The following is a 22,164-nucleotide window of genomic DNA, read 5'->3' on the forward strand; positions in this document are numbered from 1 at the left end:
GTCCTTCCGGGTGTCCGGGAAGGTTCTGGAAGGTGGGGGGGGTGTTTCCAGGAAAAACATCGCCACGCTGACACGTCGAGACAAGGGTGGGGGTGTGATTATCCGTCGATAGAGTGTCCTGTGTGGGATCTCTATGACGTCTCCATGAACGATCCCCAGGGCACCGTATCCAGGGCTAACATCACTCCGTGCCACGCGGTGTGGGGCTGCCGGCAATACCGTTCAGCCAGAAACGTCGGGAAAGATACTACACACTTATAACCGACCGTGACCATACACTAAACCGAGGATATTGACATGGGTGGCACAAAGAACTCAACGTATCTTGATGTCAAGAAGGCACTCTCCCGCCGGTTCTCTCCGCAGGATGGCTGGCAGTATGTGTGGAAACCCCTCTACGGCAACGTGCAGCCCGACTGCCTGCTATCCCGCCGGGTTGCCGGCAGGACGGAGCGGGTTGTGGCGAGCGTGGATATGGCGCCAAAAGTCGGTGCAGATACCGTCAAAAAACTGCAGGAGATCTGCCGGGGGCTTGCCGCGGCGAATATCACCATCGACAGGGCAGTCCTGGTTGTACCGGCGGGTGCGGCCGTTCCCGAGGTTCCCGCGGGGATCGAGGTCCTGGAGATGGACGCCTGGCGGGTCGTCAGCGGCCGGATCATATGGTCAAAGAACCTCGAGCGTAACGCCGTCCTCCAGCAGGAACTTGCAAAGAGGGGCATGGCGTAAACGCCCCGGCCTCTCAACCCCTTTTTCTCACATTCCGAAATCAAAGAGCGTCGTCCGCGAAGGGTCGATGTCTTCCCAGTTCCACCCCAACGGCTCGATGATCCGTGATATGGGGCCTTTGAGCGTCTTCTCAAGCATTGTCTCCCAGTCGACGACGAACTCCGGCGGCACCTGGTCGCCGTACTCAAAACAGATCACATCCGTCCGCGGATACTTCTCCGTCACAGCCTTGACGTAGACCCGTTTGGGCTTGCTGCCGCGCTTAAAATCAGTCCCGAGAAACGCGTTTGAGTACCTCGCACCCCGGATATGGGCATCTTCGGTCTCGTAACTATCCAGGCTCTTTCCTATCCCGCCCGGAATACCCGTCTCATCCAGGGAATACTCACCGCGGCGATACCTCCTGATGACGTCGCGGAGGTACTCCCGCACCTCCTCAAAACTATCCCCCCGAAGGATCATCTCAAGGACGGTGTGCTGCACCTCGCGTGTGATCTGCGGCGAATCGCTGCGCCGGATCTCAAACCCGACAACATCGATCTCGTCGACATCTTTGCCCTCCTTCCAGACCAGGTGCCCGGCATACCGCTTCTTTCTACCGGCCTGGAAGAAACGGCGGTAGACCTTCTCGAACTTGATCGAGAAGTAATGCTTATCGGCGTTCAGTTCGGTCTCTGCAAACTCGTCGTAACTCGCGTTTACCTGCGCCTCGATCCCCCTTGCACGGGCGATGGTCTCCTCCAGGGTTCCCGGCGGCATCTCCACCATACATGAATCGGTGTCGCCGTAGAGGACGGTGTAGCCCAGTCTGGTTATGAGATCCCGTGTGTGCCGGATGATCGCCCGGCCGACCGACGTGACGGCAGACCCGATCTCGCGATCGTATAACCTGAACCGGGGATAGCCCGAGACGCCGTAGTAGGAGTTCATGAGCACCTTCAGGACGCTCTGCTGGAGGTCGTATAGGCCGTACTCCGGCGACCCGAAGGGATACCGGTCACGGAGACGTTTGCGCTCGTCCCTCTCCTTCAAGAGTTCAGCAAGGATGCTCCTCGTCAGCCCGTCCGGTTCGCTGGAGAACCGGACGCCGTTTGGGGCGCGCAGTTCTCCGTTCGGGTTCTTCGTCTCGGGCGAGGCGTTGATGGTCATCATCGCCATAGGGTAGAGAGACTTCAAATCGAGAACCACAACGTTCTCCCGAAGACCGATGATCGGCTCAAAGACCACCGCCCCCTCAAACTCATCCCCCGCGGCATGCCCTTTAGAGGGGAGGACGAACCTGCCTGACGCCTTCCGCAGGACGTATATATCGATGACGTTTGACGAGTTCAGTGTCCTGTCGAGCGGACAGCCGACGTAGCGTGCGATCTCCCGGTAGAACTCGATGATGCTTTTCTTTCTGTCGATCCCGACACAGAGTTCGACGTCGCGGCAGTTGTACTCCACAAGGTGTGCCGGCTTCGACCGCCAGAGGTCGGTTATAGTCCCGCCGTAGCGGACCTTTGTCACATCGAGTTCCTCCCCGGCGATCGCGTCAAGCCTGTAGGACTCTTTCTGGGCGGGGTGCATCTTTCGGTAGGCGGCCAGGAGATCAAAGACCGCCCGCCCCCGGATGGCGTCGCGTTCCGTCCGCCCCGGCAGACGTGCCAGGTCTTCCGCCCGGATACCAAGCGCCGCCATCCGCCTTATGATGTAAGGTATATCAAAATCAACGAAGTTCCAGCCGGAGAGTATGTCAGGATCACGCTCACGTATGTAGTCGGCTAGCCCGCGGAAGAGCGAGACCTCATCCGGGTAGCGGACGACCCTGTGCCGGTCATTGATCCGGAACCCGGGCGCGTCGCCGGGCTCCACCCCCGGCTGCCATAAGAGGGTTACGTAATCATCCTCAAACGAGTCCCAGCAGGTCACAGATATGACCGGGTCGCGCTCGGGCTCCGGGAAACCGCGTTCATCCACGCACTCTATATCCATGATGCAGACCCGGGCGGGAGCCTTGACATCTGCTGGTTTCAGGTCTTGATACGCAACAACGAAGGCACCGTCTGGCGATCGAGCGGCGTTTGCAGGAACTTCAACTCCCGCGGTGAGACCGCAGTCGATCATGAAACGGGTGGTAAACGGTATGTCGGCCTCAAAGTGCGGCGCAAAGTTATCGCGAACGTCACGGACGTCGGATGGGCGCCTGGTGTAGAGGCGCCGGAGGGCCTCACCCTGTATGGAACGGTAGGTTGTCCCCGGCTCCACCTCAATCCCCTCCGGGAGGGGTTTGCCGTCGACCTGATCGGCCGGCGCATAAAAGTATGGCCGGAACCCGGTGACATCAACCCTGACGGCCCTTCCGGAGAGATCCCTCCCAAATATATGTATGACTGGGATCTCAAACCCCGCCCCCGTGCTGTATTCCACCTGGTGGATGCCGACCCTGACCCTCTCAAAGTCGTCCAGGGTGGTCAGAACGGTATTATCGGGTTCACGTGCCAGATTTGCCATCAAACTTCCTGCAGAGTTGCTGCACAAACGCCCCCGCCTCCGCCATCTTTGAGGACTCCCAGGGGTCAAGCCTCCACTCCTCGATCTCGATGATGCCATCGCGGCCGATCCTCGCCGGGACACCGAGCGAGCAGCCGGAGAGACCGTATTCACCATCGAGCACGCAGGAGCAGGGGAACACCCGGCGCCGGTCGTGTATAACCGCATCCGCCAGCATCGCTATGTGGTATGCGGGTCCAAAGACCGTGCCGCCCTTGCCGCTGATCACCTCCATGCTCGCCCCCCGCATCCGCTCAAGGATCGCCTCCCGCTCATTTACCGGGACTTTTAAACCTGTCTTTGAGAAGACCGGCACCTGGTGCTCCCCGTGCTCCCCGAGCACCACGCCCTGTGCGCTGATCCCGGCCTCACGCAGGAACCCCGTGAACCTGGCGCTGTCGAGCTGCCCGCCAAACCCGATGCATCGTTCGCGGTCGATCCCGATCGACCTCCAGAGACCATAATTGTTCGCGTCCATCGGGTTTGTGACCGTGACGATTACCCGGGGTGACCCCTGCAGGAGTTCGGCGCAGCGTTTCACCACCGGGACGTTGGCCTCCAGGAGATCGGCCCGTGTCCTGATCTCCGGCGTTCTTGGGGTTCCTGCTGCAAATACAAATATGTCGGCATCCCGCATCCTCTTCGTCTCGGTGGATATCGTGAGATCGAGACCGGTGTGCTGCAGGTCCAGCACCTGCGCCCGAAGGAGGGGCTCGTATACGTCGTATAAAACGATCTCGTCCACAAGACCGAGCACGGCGGAGAGGTAAGCTGTCTCTCCACCCACTTTTCCTGCGCCAAGGATTGCAAGCGAGGTCATGGCCATCGATCTGGATCCTGTCTTTTCCGTGCACGAGAAGATCCAGTTTCTCTTCCAGTATACTTGGCGCGAGAGTATAATAATACCCAGCTCCTACCTCTTTTTCAATGGTTGTGCTGAATCCTGGCCCGATCGAGGTCGGCGGTATAAGGCTGAAGAACCATCTCATCCTGGCAGCCGGGATCCTCGGCAGCACCGGGGCATCGCTTGCCCGCATCCTCCGGTACGGTGCAGGCGGCGTGGTCACCAAATCCATCGGCCCGGCACCGATGGTGGGGCACCCCGGCCCCTGTCTTGTGGTCCTCGAGGACGGTATCATCAACGCAATGGGTCTGCCAAACCCATCGGCCGCTTTTATGGAGGAACTGAACGTTCTTCAGGGCGAACCTGTGATCGCGAGCATCTTCGGCGGAACGCCGGAAGAGTTCCGGACGGTTGCCGGGTGGTTCACCGGCAGGGTCTCCGGGATCGAGTTGAACCTCTCCTGCCCCCATGCCGAGGGATACGGGGCGGCGATCGGGAGCAACCCTGACCTTGTGGAGGAGTGCACCCGGGCGGTGGCCTCGCCAGGGGTTCCGACATGGGTGAAACTCACACCGAACGTCACCGATATCACCGAGATCGGGCTGGCCGCGGAACGGGGAGGGGCTGACGCGATCGTTGCCATCAACACGCTGAAAGCGATGCGGATCTCTACATCGCTGCGGCGGCCGGTGCTCGGGAACCGCTACGGCGGGCTCTCGGGGAGGGCCATATTCCCGGTTGCTGTCCGGTGCGTCTACGACCTCTACGAGGCGTGCTCCATACCGATCATAGGTTGCGGCGGGGTCTCTACCGCGGATAACGTCATCGAGATGATGATGGCCGGGGCGAGCGCGGTCGAGATAGGGAGCGCGGTCATCCATGATACCCGTATCTTTGCCTCGATCGCAGGCGACCTCTACAGCAGTGACGGTCTGGACGCACGCGAGGTTGTGGGGTGCGCCCATGTATGAGGAGATGCCCATCGGTGTGAGTATAACCAGGATTGTGGAGGAGACACCCTCGATCAGGACTTTTTACTTTGACCACGAGATCTCCGCCCGGCCGGGGCAGTTTGTGATGGTCTGGGTGCCGGGCGTGGACGAGATCCCGATGGCTCTCTCTTCTTCGTCCTCGATCACCGTCCAGAAGGTCGGGGACGCAACCGCCGCGCTCTTTGCGATGGGCGAGGGCGACGTTATGGGCATCCGAGGGCCCTACGGGAACGGGTTTTCTGCCGGGGGGAGGACGCTTGCCATCGCCGGCGGCGTCGGCGCCACCCCGCTGCTCCCCCTGGCGGAGTCAGGACAGGTTGAGGTCTTCCTCCTCGGCGCACGAACGGCATCCGAGGTCGTCTTTGCCGACCGGATACGCCGCGTGGCGAGGCTGATGGTCGCAACCGACGACGGCACCGCCGGGCACCAGGGGTTTGTGACAGAACTCGTCTCAAGGGTTGACCTGGAGGGTTTTGACCGGATCTGTGTCTGCGGCCCCGAGGTCATGATGGCGGCCGTCCTCCGGATACTCGAGCGGGCGGGGTGTGCGGGACGGGGTGAGTTCTCCCTCCAGCGCTACATGAAGTGCGGGGTCGGCCTCTGCGGGTCGTGCTGTATCGACCCCCATGGTCTCCGGGTATGCAGGGACGGGCCGGTCTTTCCGGGCACCGTCCTGCTGGATAGCGAGTTCGGGCGCTACGCCCGTGATGCAAGCGGGAGAAGGCAGAGGGTGTAAAACTCCTGCTTAACAGGAATCGCGATCGGATGAAAGATCGATTGACTCCAGGTCTTCCATCTTGTTGATGTTTGTAAACGTCAGCAGGCCGGGATCGATCTCGCGGATCTTCTCCACGGGCACGTACCGTGTCTTCAGGCTCCAGATCATCGGCCGAAGCGATAGAGAGTCGTGTTCGCCCAGGTAGTCGCGCAGCGCCTTCGTCCGGTAGACCGCATGGAGCGGTTCGAGCATATCGGCGTTCCAGCAGGGGATGGCGGCATCGTATCCGACGGCGGCGTCAAAGAGGAGGTTCACAACGCCCGGATGGATGCAGGGCATGTCGCAGGCGGCGACAAAGACATACTCGCCGTGCACGGCAAGCGCTCCTGCATGCACCCCGCCGATGGGGCCAAGCCCCTGTCGGACGTCAGATATGCACCTGATGCCGTCCAGGTGGGAGAACCGTTCACACTGGTCGGGGTCGCGTGCAACCACCACGATCTCGTCTGCAACCTCCTGCAGCGTCTCGAGGAGACGCTCGATGAACGTCCTGCCCTGGAACGTGAAGAAGTACTTCTCCCTCCCGCCGGCACGACGTGCCGCCCCGCCTACAAGGACGATCGCGGACCGCATGGACTCCCTCTAAGGTAATTCTTCCCTGAACCGGATCAGTTCGGCGATACATGTGTTGCATGGGGCGTCGATACCGTGTTTATCGGCAAGCGCTGCCACCGCGCCGTTCATGAAGTCGATCTCGGTCTTCTTTTTGCGATTGATGTCCTGGAGCATCGATGAGTGGTGGGCGGCGGTTGCGGGCAGTTGATCCTCTCTGAGGTAGTCCAGGTAGGCGTCGGCCGTCTTCCAGGGGAGGGCGATACCCTCGGCCCCGGCAACCTTGTAGGCCTCCCTGACTATGGCGGCTACAATCGTCCAGGCGTGCGGGTTGGTGAGCGCTCCGTAGGGGACGTTCATGAGCGCACCCAGCGGGTTGAGCGCGCAGTTGTAGAGGGTCTTTGACCAGATATCGGTCCTTACGTTCGCGGTCGCCTCCGCGCGGATGCCCGCCTCCCGCATAAGGGCAGCGAGCCGCTCTACCACCGGGTCGGTGCCTGACGGGAATCGACCGAGTTTCATGGGCGCTGCCTCCACGGAGACGTGGACGGCGGCGTCGCCCTGCCACTCAAACCCGGTTATGATCATGGCACCGATGACGCGGTCGGTGAACCTGGCGATGATCTCCTCGTTTCCGATACCGTTCTGGAGGCTCACCACCTCCCGGCCGCTGATGGTGTCTGCGAACTGGCGGCATATAGCCTCCGTCTCGGTGGACTTTGAGGTGATGATGCAGTAGTCAGCATCCTGCCACCCGGGAGGGATGTCTTCCGAACAACTGAACTTGTAAGTTCCCTCTCCCCATATCCCGGTCATCCGGAAACCCCGCTGCTGCACCGCGTCCGCATGTCGTCTGCGGGCAACAGCATGAACATCAGCGACGCGGGACAACTTTGCGGCGATGGTCAGGCCGACCGCCCCGGCGCCCAGTAGTACGACCTTCATGTTAACTACTATATTATGGACAGCGTTACCTGTTAATTTCTCTCATTTCAGACCTGCAGACAGTCCCCTCTCTCTCCATGGCAAGCAGCGCCTCCTTGATCGCGGGATCGGGCGAGAACCCGCCAATGCCGGTCTTTGCAACGACACGGTGGCAGGGGACGACGATGGGTGTGGGGTTCCGGGACATCGCCAGACCTACCACGCGGGGCGCGGTGCCGACCGAGATGGCGATCTCGCTGTATGTGGCGGTCTTGCCGCAGGGGATCTCCCGGACGGCGCGGTAGATCCGGGGATACACGCCCTCGCCTGCGGTTGCGATGCTCTGAAGGTCGGTGAGTCTTGATGGTCTCCCGGCACAGTAGCGCCGGATCTCTTCGGGGACGGCGTTCCCGATCCCCTGGCGTGCAAACCGCACGCGGTAGACCGTGTTGCCCTCCCAGGAGACGTGGACGTGCCAGAGGCCGAACCGGCACGACCCGGTCAGGATCGCCATCTCTTTACCTCCTCTTTGAAGGTCTCGATGGTGCAGGGGGTCATCTCCTCCTGCATCCAGGGCGGCAGTGCGGCGTGAACCCGTGATTCGAGGAACCGCCTCTCCCCGAGAACCAGCATCCCCCTGTCTTCCGGTGTCCGGAGCACCCGGCCGAGCGCCTGAAGGGCGCGGTTGATCGCCGGGAGGGTGTAACTTATGAACTCTCCCTCATCACCAAACTTCATCCTGAAGTAGTCGATCACCATCCTGCGGACACGGTTGAAAGGCGCGAGCGGGAGGCCGATGACGAGGGCGCCCGCAAGCATCTCGCCACGGTAGTCCAGACCCTCGCTCCACTTGCCGCCGCAGACGGCGAAGATGATCCCAAAGGTGCCGGTGCCGGGGAGGTTCATGAACTCCCGGAGCATTGAGGCCGATTCCTGGGCGTTTCTGGACTCGATGTAGATCCTTTTGCTGCGGATCCGGTTTGCGCAGCGTTCAGCAAAGTTGTTGAGCAGGTCGTAGGAGGGGAAGTAGACCGCCAGGTTTCCAGGAATACGGGCGAACGTGATGATGTAGTCTTCTGTCCGCGCGAGGTTCTGGGTGTTGCGGCGCATGGAGTAGGCGGTGGTTATGTCCTCTGCGCAGAGGATGCGGCGGTTCTCTGGCGGAAAGGCGTTCGGGAGGGATATCGTTGTGACGGGGAGGTCACCGAAGTAGTAGCGGCGGTAACTCTCGATCGGGGAGAGCGTGCCGGAGATGAGGACGCAGCAGGCGTGCGCCCCGGCGATCTCCTGGAGTTTTGTGCCGGGGTCGATGTTTCGGACTTCAAGCGCTACGCTTCCGTCCTCTCCCTTCCGGTAGACGGTGAGGTAGGCGGGGTCGGATGCGGAACGGAGGATCCGGTAGAAGAACGCGGTCAGCCGCTCGATCGCGCTCTCCCGGAACTCGCCGGCCTGCATGTTCTTTTCGCGGATCCCCTCGCTGATCTTGAGGAGGTCGTCCACGATCTCTTCGGTGCTCTGGTAGAGGCTGCCGGTGAGGATCATCCGCTGGAAGATGCCGGGGTCAAACCAGTCCTCCGCCTCGTGGGAGTCCTTGAGCGCTTCCATGAACTGGCTGATCCGGGGCAGGATCTGAGCGATGGCATCCGACGGTTTCGACCGCCCCCGGCCGGAGAGTTCGTGGCCGGCCTGCTGGATGTCGCGCTCCTCGATCGTCACGCTCTCGATGCTCTGGGCGACCTCTCCGCAGTTGTGCGCCTCGTCGATGAGGAGGAGGACGTCTTGCGCCTCGATCCCGAGCGACTGGTAGATCTGTTCACGGATGGTGTCGTCGAAGAGGTGGTAGAAGTTTAGAAGCACCACGTCGGCGTCCCGGGCAGCGTAGACCATGGTGTCGTAGGGGCAGACTTCACCGCAGAACCCTGCAAGGTGCTCTGGCGGGATAAACTCGGTGCTCACCCGTTCGGCCCGGACCCGGAGCGCCCTGGAGGCGACCATCTTGAGCCCGCCGTCCTCGGGTTCGGTGAACGATTTGCTGTGGATGAAGTAAGGGCATATGAGGGGATGTTCGGGGTCAATCTTGCGGATCTGCTGTCTGATCTGGCGGTCGTTTGCCGGGACGAGCGAACCTTTCTGCGCCCGTTCCCGCATCAGCGCTGTCGAGAGGGCTTTTACACCTTCACAACGGCGGTATACGTCACCTTCGCCGCCGAGGGGGCACATGCTGGATTTGCCGATCAGGTAGGCAAACTTGAGGCTGCCGCGTTTCTGCCGGATGAGCTGGAGTTCGCGCATGAATGTTGTGAGTTGACTGATAGTCCTGACCGCGACGAGCACCTTTCGCCCCCGGCTCTCTGAGAGGAGCGCAGCGACAACGCTCGATTTGCCGCTCCCGGTCGGCGCATCGATCATGGCGATGCCGCCGCTGCGTGCGGTTGATGCGACCACCTCGAGCATCTCCCGCTGGTGGGGGCGGTATTCACGGTAGGGGAACCAGTCGTCGAGAGAGTCCATTGCATTAGAGGTTTGTCGGCTGTATGAATTTAGTTTGGGTGCGCGGGATGAAAGTGAAAATTCAGGTGTGAGGACGCCCGGGCGTGGCTTGGCTGGGCGGTGAGGGGGAATCTGCGGGAGGAAACCGTATCCGGGACTGACCCGAGATTCTTCAGAAGAATTTTACGAAAAACACCGGCAGAACGCCCCTTCCCCTGTTGCTCGCGTTTCCCGTTGAACGGTATTTATAGATCACCCCCACCTCCCGGCGCTTCCAGCGCCTCCTCCCGCCCCCTCCAGAGGGGGCGGGCAGTGTGGGGCGATTGGACCGGATACGGTGCCACGAAGCAGGAACGGGATCTCGGTGAGATCGTTCACACCGACGGCTAAGAGAGGGTCTCCCCCCGTGGCAGTGTGTCTATGGAGAATCGCCCCCCGCGGGGGAGGGGCTGACGGTGAGGGGGCGGAACGCCCCTTCCCCTGTCGCTCGCGCTTCCCGTTGAACGGTATTTATAGATCACCCCCACCTCCCGGCGCTTCCAGCGCCTCCTCCCGCCCCCTCGAGAGGGGGCGGGCAGTGTGGGGCGAGTGACCCGGTGGCCGTGCACGGGGAGCGGGAACAGGATTCTTCGGGGGGTTTCATCGGGAACCAGGTGAAGGGATGCTCTTCCCTGGCAGTGCGTCGATGGGATATCACCCCCGTGGGGGAGGGGCTGACGGGGAGGGGATGGAACATCCCCTTTCCCTGTCGCTCGCGTCTCACCGAAGACGTCTTTCCATGCGAGCCGTCGACCAACCCCCGCCCCCGCGGGGGAACAACCTTTTATGGGCGCGTAAGGAGTAACTCATCCTGATGGCACCATGAATGAGATAGAGACGGACTCGCTTGATGCGGCTATAGAACGCGGCCGCACCAGACTCGATGCACGGATGCAGACCCTCTCCGGCGAACTTGGATACCCGGATACCGCATACGCCCTCCCCGTGACCTATGCCATCACCGGGACTGCCGTTCGTGATGCCGACGAAGCGCGTGAAGCATACCGGCAGTCCGGCAACAACCTTCTTGTCGCCTGCGAATGCCTGATGGCCGCTGCAGGCGCGGTTGGACCGCCGTACACGGGTTTCATCCCGGACACGGTTCTCAGGCAGCTCGGCTACACCCTTGTCGACGGGAGCGTCATAGGTCTTGGCCTCATCGTCGGGAAACCTGAGAGCCCCGATGCAGCCGCCGCCATCTGCCGGGAGATGCAGGAGAAGTACCTCCTCACCTTCCTTGCCGGCGGCGTGGTGGAGGCTCTCTCCGGTGCCGGTGTCCGGCTGGGACTCGAGTATCGGCTGGTGCCGCTCGGGCCGGAGAGCGCTCGTGGGATCCATTTCGCCGACATCCTTGCCAGGATTGCCATGATGTTTGGCGGGGTGAAGCCCGGCGATGCCCCGGCCCTCCTCTCTTACGCCGCAGAGAGGGCAAAGGCGTTTGTTGTAGTCTTTCCCGGTCTCACAGATGAGGAGATAGCGTTTGTCGACTCACTCCGGGTTCTCGGGATGCCTATCCTGACTCTCGACGGCGGTTACCGGGGCGGGGAGTGGATCCCGGTCACCTCCGGTGAAGCCGTGCAGACCGGCATGGAGCTCCGCGGGATACGGGTCACGGTTACCGCGATCCCGATCCCGATGGCCTGCTCCCCTGCGTTTGAGGGAAAGAGCATCCGCAAAGAGGAGATGTACGTTGAGTTCGGAGGCGGCCGGACACCTGCTTTCGAACTTCTCCGGACGCGACCGCGCCAGGAGGTCGAGGACGGGAATGTAACCGTCATCGGACCGGAGGTTGACGACGTCACGGCAGGCTCCGCCCTCCCGCTTGCGATCCTGGTGGATGTTGCCGGCAAAAGGATGAAGCCCGACTACGAACCCGTGCTTGAGAGGCGGATCCATACCTTCATCAACTACGGCGAAGGCTCCTGGCACGTCGCCCAGCGCGACCTCGTCTGGGTCAGGCTCTCGAAGGATGCGGTGGCAAAAGGTGTCAGGATCCGCGACATCGGGACACTGCTTGCCCACAAACTCAAGATGGAGTTCCCGGATCACATCGAAGCGATACAGGTGACGCTTGTAACCGAGAGAGCGAAGGTCGAGGAGATGCTCCCGCAGGCGCGTGAGATCTACAGGAGACGCGACGAACGGATTGCCGGCATGAAGGATGACGATGTGGAGGTCTTCTACTCCTGCACCCTGTGCCAGACGTTTGCTCCAAACCACGTCTGCATCATTACCCCGGAACGCCCGGCGCTATGCGGCGCGATCACATGGCTCGATGCCAGGATTGCCCACGAGATCACGCCCTCCGGGGCAAACCAGCCGGTTGAAAAGGGGGGAGCGGTCGACGCTCTCCGCGGCGAGTTTGCAGGTGTGAACCGGTTTGTGAAGAAGGCATCTCACGGCGAGACCGACCGGGTCTCGCTCTACAGCATAATAGACTACCCGATGACCGCCTGCGGGTGTTTTGAGTGCATCGCGGCTATCGTCCCCGAGGTGAACGGCATCCTGATCGTGAACCGTGACCACCCCGGGGAGACGCCGCTCGGTATGACCTTCTCGACCCTTGCCGGGACAATCGGCGGCGGTGCGCAGACCCCGGGGTTCCTCGGGATAGCAAAGAACTACATCCTGAGCGAGAGGTTCCTGCAGGCCGAGGGCGGTATCGCGCGGGTGGTCTGGATGCCGACCTCCTTAAAGGAGGAGCTCGGCGAGCGGCTGCGGGAGAGGCTTGCAGCAGCGGGGATCCCGGAGATGTATGAGAAGATCGCGGACGAGGTCACGGCGCCGACGATCGAAGACCTGATCGCGTTCCTCGAGCGTGTCGAGCACCCGGCGCTCGCTATGAAACCGCTGATCTGAGGAGGGAGTTATCTGTGAGTGAAAACAGTTCTGATAAACCAGCCATCCGGGAGGTGCGCCTCGGCGCAACACGCGCTGAGGGCGGAACCCGGGAGGTATCCTACGTTATAGGCGGCGAACAGGGTCTGCCGTTCTGCGGCAACGACCCTGGCCGACGCCTTGTGGCACTAGAGATCTGCGACGATCCGGCGATCTGGCCGCCGGTCGTCCGCAACTACGTGGGCGACCTTGCAAACAACCCCGAGGATTGGGCAGAGGCAGCGGAGCGCAGATACGGTGCAGACCTTGTGCGGTTGAACTTCACCAGCGCAAAAAAACGAGGGTTTGATGCGTTTGCCGAGATCGCCTCGACAACAGAACGCGTGCTTGCGGCAACGACCAGACCCCTGATAATCGAGGGCAGCAACGACCCTCAGGTTGACAGCGAGGTCTTCCGCCGCTGCGGTGAGGCGGGTGAGGGCGAGCGTCTCCTCCTCGGGACAGCGGAGGCCGACAGATACCGGAGCGTTGCCGCGGCGGCGCTGGCATACGGGCATCTGGTGATCGCACAGTCGCCCATCGATGTCAACCTGGCAAAACAGCTAAACATCCTTCTCCGGGAGACGGGCGTGCCGGAGGACCGGATCGTGATCGACCCCTACACAGGGGCGCTCGGCTACGGGTTTGAGTACTCCTACTCGGTGATGGAGCGGATACGTCTTGCCGCGCTCGCCGGCGACGGCGACCTGGCGATGCCCATGATCAGCGCTCCCACCGACACCCTCACCATCCGGGAGGTGCGGGAGGCCGTACCGGAGGAGCAGGATGCCATGGCGGTTGCATGGGAATTCTACACCGCATACTCCGCCTTTGTCGCCGGGGCTTCGATCGTCTCTGTCCGCCATCCGCTGACGGTGGAAAGGCTCAAAAAGGTGCTGGAGGCCTGAAAACCGATGGCGATGAAAGCGCTTGATATCTATAAGCACCTGCCGAAGACGAACTGCAAGAAGTGCGGTTACCCGACCTGTCTGGCCTTCGCCATGAAACTTGCCGTCGGAAAGGCGGATATAGAGGCCTGCCCCGACATAGACCCTGGGGCGAAGGCGCTTCTTGGAGGAGTGACCAGACCGCCGGTGAGGGCGGTCACGATCGGCGCAGGCGAGCGATCGGTCACGGTCGGCGAGGAGTTTGTCATGTTCCGGCACGAGAAGACCTTCTACCACCCGCCCGGGATCATGGTGGAGGTCTCCGACACCTGGCCGGATGATGAGGTTCGATCCGTGGTGGCGGAGGTGAGGGAGGCGGTCGTCGAACGTGTGGGTCAGGACCTCGTCCTCAACGGTGTGGCGGTGAGAAACGAGAGCGGGGACGCCGATCGGTTCGCAGAGACCGTGTACCTTGCCGGCGGCGGAACCGGTCTTCCGCTCGTGCTGATATCTGACGACCTTCCAGGTTTTGAGGCGGCCCTTGCGGTAGCAGGACAGTACCGGCCGCTGATCCACGCGGCGACCGCCGATAACTGGGAGCCGCTGGCCGCGCTTGCTAAACAGTATGGCTCCCCTCTTGTCGTCCGGGCTGGGACGCTGGCCGACCTCGCCGCGCTTGCCGGAAACTGCGCCGGCGCGGGGGTCGCCGACCTGCTGCTCGACCCCGCACAGGGGTCGCTCCAGGGTTATATCGCCACCGCGACCGCGATCCGGAGGAGCGCCATCGAGCGGACGGAACCCGCGCTCGGCTACCCCATCTACCTGGACGCAGGAACATTCAAGGATACCGATGCAGCAGTCGCTGCGGGCATCCTCAAGTATGCGGGGGTCATCGTCACCCCGCGGCTATCCCGCGCATCGAGGGAGGCGGCGCTCACCCTGCGTCAGAACACCTACACCGACCCGCAGCACCCCATCCAGGTGGCACCCGGGGTCTACCCGGTCAACGATCCCGGACGGGAGGCGCCCGTCCTCCTCACGGTGAACTTCTCGCTCACCTACTTCACGATCCTTGGCTACCTCGAGGCTTCCCGGATGCCCTGCCACCTCCTGATCGTGGATACGGAAGGGCTCTCGGTTCTAACATCGGTCGCCGGCGGGAAACTGACGGAGACGATAGTGGCCGATGCTCTCAAGAAGTTCGGCGTCGCCGACCTGGTTGACCACCGTCTCCTCATAATCCCCGGTTACGCCGCTCCGCTCACCGGGAAGATCGAGGATGCAACCGGCTGGAGGGTGATGGTCGGACCCCGCGATGCAGCCGATCTCCCTGAATACCTTGAGAAGGAGTGGAAGACCTGATGCCGACGGTGACGTTCCTCCCCGGCTACCGGAAGGTGACCGTTCCCGAGGGGACGAGCCTTCTTGATGCGGCACGCGCGGCCGGTCTTGCGATGAACGTGGTCTGCGGCGGGCAGGGTAAGTGCGGAAAGTGTCTGGTCTTCATAAAGAGCGGGAATGTCTCGTTTGAACGCGAAAAATTCCGCAAATTCTTCTCCGACCCAGAGATCGCGCGGGGTGCCTGCCTTGCCTGCCAGGCGACCGTTCTCGGTGACGTCCTGGTGGATGTCCCGGAAGGATCGCTCATCCAGGAGCAGAAGATCCTGGTGGAGATCCCTGGCAGGGAGGAGATCCCGCTCAACCCTGCCGTCAGGAAGTATGAGGTCTACCTCAGTCCGCCGTCGCTCGATGACACCACCCCTGACCTCACCAGGCTGCTGGAAGGGGTTGAAGCGGTGGGCGGACCGCCTCCAAACCGTGTCTACGCGCCGCTTGGTGTCCTCCGCTACCTCCCGCAGGTGCTCCGGCGGAGTGACTGGCACGTGACCGCCACGGTCGCGCTCGTGCCCGGCGGGTATCGACTGAGCAGTGTGGACAAGGGCGACACCACCGGCCGGGTATACGGCGCGGCGGTCGACCTCGGAACGACGACGGTCGTGGTCTACCTCTGGAGCCTGGTCGATGGCCAGATCCTCTCCACGGCGTCCAACTACAACCGGCAGATCTCCTGCGGCGAGGATATCCTCTCAAGGGTGAACTTCTCCAGGAAGGGCGGTCTTGCACGGCTGCAGCACCTCGCAGCGGAGAGCATAAATGAGGCGCTGAAGAGCGCCGCAGATGCCGCCGGGATAGATCTTGAAGAGGTCTTTGAGGTGATGGTTGCCGGAAACACCGTGATGACACACCTCTTTCTCGGGATCGACCCCGGCTACATGATCGCCGAGCCCTACATACCGGTCGTGCAGCGGATGCTCTCGACGGCCGCCCGCCGGGTCGGCATCGCGACACATGAGAACACCGGCATCTACACCTTCCCCGCGGTCTCGAACTTCATCGGCGGCGATGTAATCGCCGATATCCTGGCCACCGGGATGACGGAACGCGAGGAGGTCACCCTCCTGATAGATATAGGCACTAACTTCGAGGCCGTGCTCGGCAACCGTGACTGGATGCTCTCCTGCTCGGGTGCTGCCGGCCCCGCCCTCGAGGGTGGAGAGGTGCTGTTTGGTATGCGCGCAAACCCCGGCGCGATCGAGAGCATCCAGATCGATCCCGCTACGCTCACACCAACCTACACGACCATCAACAGCATAGCAGCCCCCCGGGGCATCTGCGGTTCGGGCCTCGTCGATCTGGTTGCGGAACTGCTCCGTGCCTGTGTCATCGACCGAACAGGCGGAATCAACCTTGAGATTGATCACCCCCGGATCCGGAAAGGAAGGTATGCCCCGGAGTTTGTTGTGGCCTGGAAGGAGGAGACACAGATAGGGAAGGATATCGTCATAACCGAGAACGACATCAAGAACCTCATCATGAGCAAGGCCGCGATCCACGGCGCCTGCATGACGCTGCTCGATGCGGCGGGGCTGACGGCTCGCGATATCGAGAGGGTCTGCCTCTCGGGGGCGTTCGGGAACTACATCAACAAGGAGAACGCCATCACGATCGGGTTGATCCCTGATGTGCCCCTCGAGCGTGTGGAGAATATCGGGAACGGTGCGATCACGGGTGCAAACATCGCCCTGGTCAACCGCAAACGGCGTAAGGAACTCGACGGCCTTGCAAGGAAGATCACATACATCGAACTGAATGCCGACCCCTCCTTCATGGACCGCTACACATCGAGCTGTTTCCTGCCGCACACCGACCTTTCGCTATTCCCGCGCGTGCAGCAGATGCTTGAGGCGTGCAGGCTGGGGCAGGGGGTGGGCTCACGGCAGGGATGATACCCTCCCCAGAACTCAATGCAACGGGTGTCGGGGGGCTGCCCCACCGTGACCCGGAGGAGGCCTGCCGGGCAGTGCTTGAAATCTTTCCCCGTATCCCCTATGTGCCCACCCTGCCGAACCGGGGGCTCCTGGAGGGGATAGTCTTTGCAGACTCCGAGCACCTCCCCGGCGGCGTGATCAGGGACGGCAGACTCGTTCTCGACCGGAGCATCGATCCCTCTGAGGCGATGGAGCGGATCCTGCTCGACTACCTTGAGGGGAACGCAGAGCCCTACGCGGTCGGCAGGGACTACGGTTCGGGGTTTCATGCGATGATGACCCGCGACCTCTCGGACGCACTGATAGTCAAGTGTCAGGTGACGGGTCCGGTCACGTTCGGGATGCAGGTTGTGGATGAGGCGCGCCGGCCCATCCTCTACGACCCGGAGTACGCCGACCTGCTTGGAAAACTTCTGGGTCTGCGGGCGCGGTGGTGTGAGATCGCGATGCGCGAGCGGATGATGGCGCGTGAGACGCTGGTGGTCCTGAGCGAGCCCTACCTTGCCTCGCTCGGGTCAGCGGTCGTGCCGGTGGATGCGGGGGTCGCAGCGTCTGCGTTCCAGGATATCGCCTCTATCCTGGATGGAGGGCTCGGGATCCACTGCTGCGCGAACACCGACTGGAGTTTTGTCCTGGGTCTCCGGCCGGCCCTGGTCTCGATCGATGCCTGGACGTATGCACGCGAGTTTCTGCTCTACCTCGATGAGGTTGCGGCATACATGGAGGATGGCGGGGTTGTTGCCTGGGGGATCGTCCCGGCCGATTACACCGTCTTCGCCGCGGAGAGTCAGGACTCGTTCTTCTCGAGGTTCCAGGCGATCCGCGCCCGTGCAGCCGGGATCATCGATCCCGACCTCTTTGACCGGCAGTCGATGATCACACCGACCTGCGGGATCCGGACCGCCGGCGAGCGTGAGGCTGTCGCGATCATGGAGGCGGCCGCCTCGCTCTCACGCCGCCTGCGGGGTGAGGGGGCATGACCCGGCCGTGCACCGTTGTCATATCCGGGAAAGGCGGGACAGGGAAGACCACGATCTCGGCGCTCCTGGTTGATGCCCTGGTCAGGGCAGGCGAACGTCCGATCCTTGCCGTGGATGCCGATCCAAACGCGAACCTTCACGAGGCTCTCGGCATCACGCTCAATGAGACGCTGGGGAGCATGCGCGAGGAGGCCTTCACCCGCTCCATCCCGCCCGGCATGGACAGGACGGGCTACATCAGGTACCGGTTCCGCCGGGCGCTGGCGGAGGCGGAGGGCTACGACCTTCTTGCCATGGGACGGCCTGAGGGGTCGGGATGCTACTGTTTCCCAAACGCGCTCTTAAAGGAGTGCATCGAAACGCTCGAACGCGACTACCGGTACGTCATCGTGGACTCCGAGGCGGGTATGGAGCACATATCCCGAGGGACCATCAGGAGACCGGATATCCTGCTGATAGCAAGCGATCCTGGAGCCCGCGGGATCCGGACCGCCGGCCGCATCCGCGACCTTGCGGAGTCGCTCGGTCTTGAGCCCGAGAAGATATTCCTGGTCGTCAACCGTGACCACGGGGATGCTGTTATCGAGAGCGATCTCCCGCTTATCGCCCGGATCCCGGAGGACCCGGCTGTCGATGAGGCAGACCTTGCGGGAACGCCGATCGCGGAGATACCTGACGAGAGTCCGGCGCGGGTGGCGGTTCGTGACCTTGCCGCGCGGGTGGTCGAGACCTGTGCCAGGCGGCGTGGGTAATGGAGAGAAGAACGGATCCCCTCCCGGGTCTCTGCGCCGTGCGGCACCCCGCAAGTGAAGATGCTCAGCACCGTTTACGCTGCTGCCGGGACCTGATGGGTCTTTAGGATGCATGTTTTTTCCTGCGGATCTTCTCTCGCCGCGACCCCTTTTTAACACGGCAGGCGAAACAGGTACCAACCATGGCAATCCATCCCATCGATTACCGCTACGGCACGCCGGAGATGCGTGCCGTCTGGAGCGAGGAGAACCGTTTTCGGGCGATCGTCACGGTCGAGGTGGCGCTGGCCCGTGCCGAGGCGGCGCACGGGATGATCCCGCCCGCGGATGCAGAGACGATCGCGGCCTGCGCGGGGCGGGCGCGGCCGGAGCGGGCAAAGGAGATCGAGGCCGAGATCAACCACGATATGATGGCGATCGTCAAGACGATTGCCGAGGTCTGCGGTGATGCCGGCCGCTGGATCCACTACGGAGCGACCTCAAACGATATCCTGGATACTGCAACCGCGCTCCAGATCCGCGAGAGCCTATCACTGATCGAGGAGAAACTTCAGCGGCTCCTCTCGGTCCTCCTTGACCGGAGCGAGGAGACGAAGACCCTTGTCTGCGCCGGACGCACCCACGGCCAGATCGGTGTCCCGACGACATACGGTCTCCGGTTTGCGATCTGGGCTGCCGAGGTGGGGCGTCACATCGAGCGGCTCCGCCAGATGCGCCCCCGGGTTGTCGTCGGGCAGCTCACGGGAGCGGTGGGGACGCAGGCGGCGCTGGGTGATGCCGGTATAGAGATCCAGGAGACTATGATGGAGATCCTGGGGATCGGATCGGTGGACGTCTCGAACCAGGTTGTCTCGCGCGATCGCTACGCGGAGTACTTCATGCTCCTTGCAAACGTCGCGACAACGCTTGACAAGATCGGGCTTGAGATCCGGCTGATGCAGCGCTCCGAGATCGGTGAACTCGCGGAGCCGTTCGGGAAGAGGCAGGTGGGCTCAAGCACGATGCCGCACAAGCGAAACCCTATCAGGAGCGAGCAGGTCTGCGGGCTTGCCCGGATCGTTCGATCCGCGGTCGAACCGGCGCTGTTAAACAACGTCCTCTGGGACGAACGCGACCTGACGAACTCCGCTCCCGAACGGGTGATCTTCCCCGAGGCGTCGGTGCTGACCGACCACATACTTAAAGTGATGATCGAGGTGCTGAAAGGGCTCGAGATCGACCATGAGAGGATCAGGAGGAACCTGATGCTGCTCCGCGGCGTGAACCTTGCCGAGTCGGTGATGATCGAACTGACAAAACGCGGCATGAACCGGCAGGAGGCTCATGAGGTTATGAGGACGGCGAGCATGGAGGCTCTTGCCCGTGACCGCGACCTTGGCCAGGTGCTGGCCGGTCGGCCGGAGGTGACGAGGTTCATCAGCCCCGGTGAACTGGACGCTCTCCTCGACCCGAATGCCTATACCGGGACGGCGGTACGGCAGGTGGACCGGTTGATCGAGAAACTCCGGCCGCTCTGCTCGTGAGTGCGCGGCCGTTTGGGCGGGGGGGTGCGCCACGGCGTCCCGCGTCAGGTCTGTGGAGAACCGCAGAAGATGACCATCTCTCACCCGCGGTAAGGCGGCGATGATACCACTTCCTCTCCTGCTCAGGCCGCAACCATCACCAGCAGAAGCGTTGCCACCTTTGCGGCCATGCTCGCCACGTAAGTGACCAGCGAAACCCTGACGCCGAGGCTGCCAAACAGCGAGAGGTAGAGCGGCACCGAGTACTTGATGTATATCATGGTGATGACCGCCATGCTCCCCAGGATGAGCGTGATGAGCGCCGTCTCGAGCGTGAGTGCGCCGGTCTCGATCAGTGATGCAACGATCGCGTAGCCTGCCGAGAAATGGGCTGAGTGAGCCACGAGCGCCGCGGCGCTCTCGCCAGGGAGACCGACGAGCCGGAGGAGGGGGTCAAAGGCTGCTGCGATCAGGTCGATGATCCCGGTCTCCGAGAGGAGGGCGAAGACTATCAGAGCGGCCAGGGTGACCGGGACAACCCGCCGGAGCGTCGGGACCGCCTTCCTGCACCCCGAGATCACGACCTGGCGGTTGAGTGCAACAGGAGTCTCTGGTGCAGCGGGAGCCGCGACCTGCGGCTGCCCATCCGCAAGAAACCGGCGGCTGTAGAGGAGAGCAAATAACCCCTGGATACCGCTTGAAAAGAGGTTCAACCCGGTATAGATCCCGCCGACCACGGGGCCAAGGAGAACCAGCGCGACCGGCAGGTGGACGCGAAAGAGCGACTCGCCCAGGACCACCGGAAATGCGCCCATGATGAGGGCCGGGATCACCTCCTCTTCTCTCACATCTCCATTCTGGTAATACCCGGCGAGCATCGATTTTCCCGCAGTTGCGTTGACCGCCATCGCGATGATCGAGAGGACAGATGCTTCAGAGAGGCCGGATAGTCTGCAGAAAGGGGCTGTGAGCGAGGAGAGTCGGGAAAAGATCCCGGTCTCCGCGAGGATGTTCGCTATGGCGATCCCAAGGGTCACGAGCAGAACGGCCCTCACCGCGTAGGAGATCAGCGGCACGACCTTCATCACCCTGTCCAGACGTTATAGGTTGTCAAACGGCCGTAACCGTATCGGTGATCTGAACCGGTATAGTTTATCCCGGCGTGAGGGGGTGGCTCCGCCGCAACCCAATAAAAGGTGGGCGGTGCTGAGAGCAGCTGCCTGCCAGTGTCTATTCAGACGCGGCTTCAAGACGACACGGGCATCAGCGGATCCAGGTTATCAGAGGCTCGCGCCGCGCCGGTTTCGGCGGGAGGCCGGCGGGGTAGCCAAAGACCAGCGGCGCCACTATGCGGTAGCCGTCCGGAACCTTCAACTCTGCAAGGAGGGCGGGGTTCTTCTCAACTATGGCCGCAGAACCGATCCAGCAACTCCCAATTCCGAGCGCCCAGGCGGCAAGCATCATGTTCTCCGCACAGAGGGCGCAGTCTATGACACCTGACTGCGCCTCCCTTGAACCGAGGACAAGAACCAGCACCGGGGCGTTGTAAAAGAGGCTGAACCCCGGGCTCCTGAGCGCTGCCAGGAACTCCTCAGACCCGGGGCCACCCTCCCTGGCGACCATCTCTGCCAGGATCGGTCTGCAGTAATCTGAGACGCGCCGCAACAGGTCGCGGTCTTTTACCACCACAAACCGCCAGGGCTGAAGCCCCATGGCGGTGGGGGCCTCAATACCCGCAGCGATGATAGTCTGCAACAGATCATCCGGAACGTCCCTCTCGGTGTAGTTGCGAATACTCCGGCGATCCCGGATCACGGAGATGACTGTGAACTCTTTATCTTGCAGGGGGTGAAGGGGGCGGAGCAGGAAGACCCCGGTCGAGAGGCGCGGGGATGAAAGCGGAGCCGCCCTTCTGATATAGATCCGGAGATTACAGAAAACTACATCCTATTATAAC

18 protein-coding genes are annotated in these 22,164 nt (G+C 62.2%); 10 read left to right on the forward strand and 8 right to left on the reverse strand.

Annotation, left to right across the window (positions count from 1 at the left end; all coding sequences use genetic code 11):
* The first annotated feature begins 297 nt into the window (after positions 1–297).
* A complete protein-coding gene (locus R6Y96_RS05835; RefSeq protein ID WP_318620276.1) occupies positions 298–729 on the forward strand; it encodes a hypothetical protein in 432 nt (143 codons plus the stop codon).
* Positions 730–756: 27 nt separating this feature from the next.
* Here R6Y96_RS05835 and R6Y96_RS05840 read toward each other — a convergent pair whose 3' ends face one another.
* Both R6Y96_RS05840 and R6Y96_RS05845 read right to left on the reverse strand, forming a co-directional pair.
* Positions 757–3,222: a DNA-directed DNA polymerase gene (locus tag R6Y96_RS05840; protein ID WP_318620277.1), complete on the reverse strand. Its 2,466-nt coding sequence runs from the start codon at positions 3,220–3,222 to the stop codon at positions 757–759.
* On the reverse strand, positions 3,203–4,081 hold the full coding sequence (locus R6Y96_RS05845; RefSeq protein ID WP_318622491.1) for a malate dehydrogenase: 879 nt from the start codon (positions 4,079–4,081) through the stop codon (positions 3,203–3,205). Before R6Y96_RS05845 ends, R6Y96_RS05840 begins: the two co-directional genes overlap by 20 nt.
* Before the next feature lie 107 nt (positions 4,082–4,188).
* Between R6Y96_RS05845 and R6Y96_RS05850 the strand changes: the two genes are divergently transcribed.
* Both R6Y96_RS05850 and R6Y96_RS05855 read left to right on the forward strand, forming a co-directional pair.
* Positions 4,189–5,076 (forward strand): dihydroorotate dehydrogenase, encoded by an 888-nt coding sequence (locus R6Y96_RS05850; RefSeq protein WP_318620278.1) that lies wholly within the window; start codon positions 4,189–4,191, stop codon positions 5,074–5,076.
* Positions 5,069–5,833: a dihydroorotate dehydrogenase electron transfer subunit gene (locus tag R6Y96_RS05855; RefSeq protein WP_318620279.1), complete on the forward strand. Its 765-nt coding sequence runs from the start codon at positions 5,069–5,071 to the stop codon at positions 5,831–5,833. Before R6Y96_RS05850 ends, R6Y96_RS05855 begins: the two co-directional genes overlap by 8 nt.
* 9 nt (positions 5,834–5,842) lie before the next feature.
* On the opposite strand, the gene mobA is transcribed toward R6Y96_RS05855, so the two are convergent.
* Genes mobA through R6Y96_RS05875 form a run of 4 tightly spaced genes read right to left on the reverse strand, consistent with a single transcriptional unit; the run spans position 5,843 to position 9,862 of the window.
* Positions 5,843–6,448: a molybdenum cofactor guanylyltransferase gene (mobA, locus tag R6Y96_RS05860; protein WP_318620281.1), complete on the reverse strand. Its 606-nt coding sequence runs from the start codon at positions 6,446–6,448 to the stop codon at positions 5,843–5,845.
* Positions 6,449–6,457: 9 nt separating this feature from the next.
* The gene (locus R6Y96_RS05865; RefSeq protein ID WP_318620282.1) at positions 6,458–7,372 is read right to left on the reverse strand and encodes a ketopantoate reductase family protein; all 915 of its coding nucleotides are present in this window, start codon (positions 7,370–7,372) and stop codon (positions 6,458–6,460) included.
* A gap of 25 nt (positions 7,373–7,397) precedes the next feature.
* Entirely contained in the window at positions 7,398–7,865 is a 468-nt protein-coding gene (locus R6Y96_RS05870; RefSeq protein ID WP_318620283.1) for a methylated-DNA--[protein]-cysteine S-methyltransferase, read from the reverse strand.
* Positions 7,853–9,862, reverse strand: coding sequence for an ATP-dependent DNA helicase (locus R6Y96_RS05875; protein WP_318620285.1), 2,010 nt, complete (start codon positions 9,860–9,862; stop codon positions 7,853–7,855). The genes R6Y96_RS05870 and R6Y96_RS05875 overlap by 13 nt, the downstream gene beginning before the upstream one ends.
* Before the next feature lie 840 nt (positions 9,863–10,702).
* Here R6Y96_RS05875 and acsB point away from each other — a divergent pair.
* From acsB to purB, 7 genes are all read left to right on the forward strand, one after another.
* Positions 10,703–12,739: an acetyl-CoA decarbonylase/synthase complex subunit alpha/beta gene (gene acsB, locus R6Y96_RS05880; RefSeq protein WP_318620286.1), complete on the forward strand. Its 2,037-nt coding sequence runs from the start codon at positions 10,703–10,705 to the stop codon at positions 12,737–12,739.
* 14 nt (positions 12,740–12,753) lie between these two features.
* On the forward strand, positions 12,754–13,665 hold the full coding sequence (locus R6Y96_RS05885; protein WP_318620287.1) for an acetyl-CoA decarbonylase/synthase complex subunit delta: 912 nt from the start codon (positions 12,754–12,756) through the stop codon (positions 13,663–13,665).
* A gap of 6 nt (positions 13,666–13,671) precedes the next feature.
* Entirely contained in the window at positions 13,672–15,006 is a 1,335-nt protein-coding gene (gene acsC / locus R6Y96_RS05890) for an acetyl-CoA decarbonylase/synthase complex subunit gamma (RefSeq protein ID WP_318620288.1), read from the forward strand.
* Positions 14,994–16,931 (forward strand): ASKHA domain-containing protein, encoded by a 1,938-nt coding sequence (locus R6Y96_RS05895; RefSeq protein ID WP_318620290.1) that lies wholly within the window; start codon positions 14,994–14,996, stop codon positions 16,929–16,931. Before acsC ends, R6Y96_RS05895 begins: the two co-directional genes overlap by 13 nt.
* Positions 16,928–17,953, forward strand: coding sequence for a uroporphyrinogen decarboxylase/cobalamine-independent methonine synthase family protein (locus R6Y96_RS05900; RefSeq protein WP_318620292.1), 1,026 nt, complete (start codon positions 16,928–16,930; stop codon positions 17,951–17,953). Before R6Y96_RS05895 ends, R6Y96_RS05900 begins: the two co-directional genes overlap by 4 nt.
* The gene (locus R6Y96_RS05905; RefSeq protein WP_318620293.1) at positions 17,950–18,705 is read left to right on the forward strand and encodes an ATP-binding protein; all 756 of its coding nucleotides are present in this window, start codon (positions 17,950–17,952) and stop codon (positions 18,703–18,705) included. Before R6Y96_RS05900 ends, R6Y96_RS05905 begins: the two co-directional genes overlap by 4 nt.
* Positions 18,706–18,887: 182 nt before the next feature.
* Positions 18,888–20,228 carry an adenylosuccinate lyase gene (gene purB, locus R6Y96_RS05910; RefSeq protein ID WP_318620295.1) on the forward strand — a complete coding sequence of 447 codons (1,341 nt, stop codon included), beginning with the start codon at positions 18,888–18,890 and terminating at the stop codon, positions 20,226–20,228.
* A 122-nt stretch (positions 20,229–20,350) separates the two neighbouring features.
* On the opposite strand, the gene R6Y96_RS05915 is transcribed toward purB, so the two are convergent.
* A complete protein-coding gene (locus R6Y96_RS05915; RefSeq protein ID WP_318620296.1) occupies positions 20,351–21,292 on the reverse strand; it encodes a nucleoside recognition domain-containing protein in 942 nt (313 codons plus the stop codon).
* A gap of 178 nt (positions 21,293–21,470) precedes the next feature.
* Complete coding sequence (locus R6Y96_RS05920) at positions 21,471–22,022, reverse strand: nitroreductase family protein (protein WP_318620297.1); 552 nt, start codon at positions 22,020–22,022, stop codon at positions 21,471–21,473.
* Positions 22,023–22,164 lie beyond the last annotated feature (142 nt).

Source organism: Methanoculleus receptaculi (genome assembly GCF_033472595.1).
Classification (GTDB): Archaea; Halobacteriota; Methanomicrobia; order Methanomicrobiales; family Methanoculleaceae; genus Methanoculleus; species Methanoculleus receptaculi.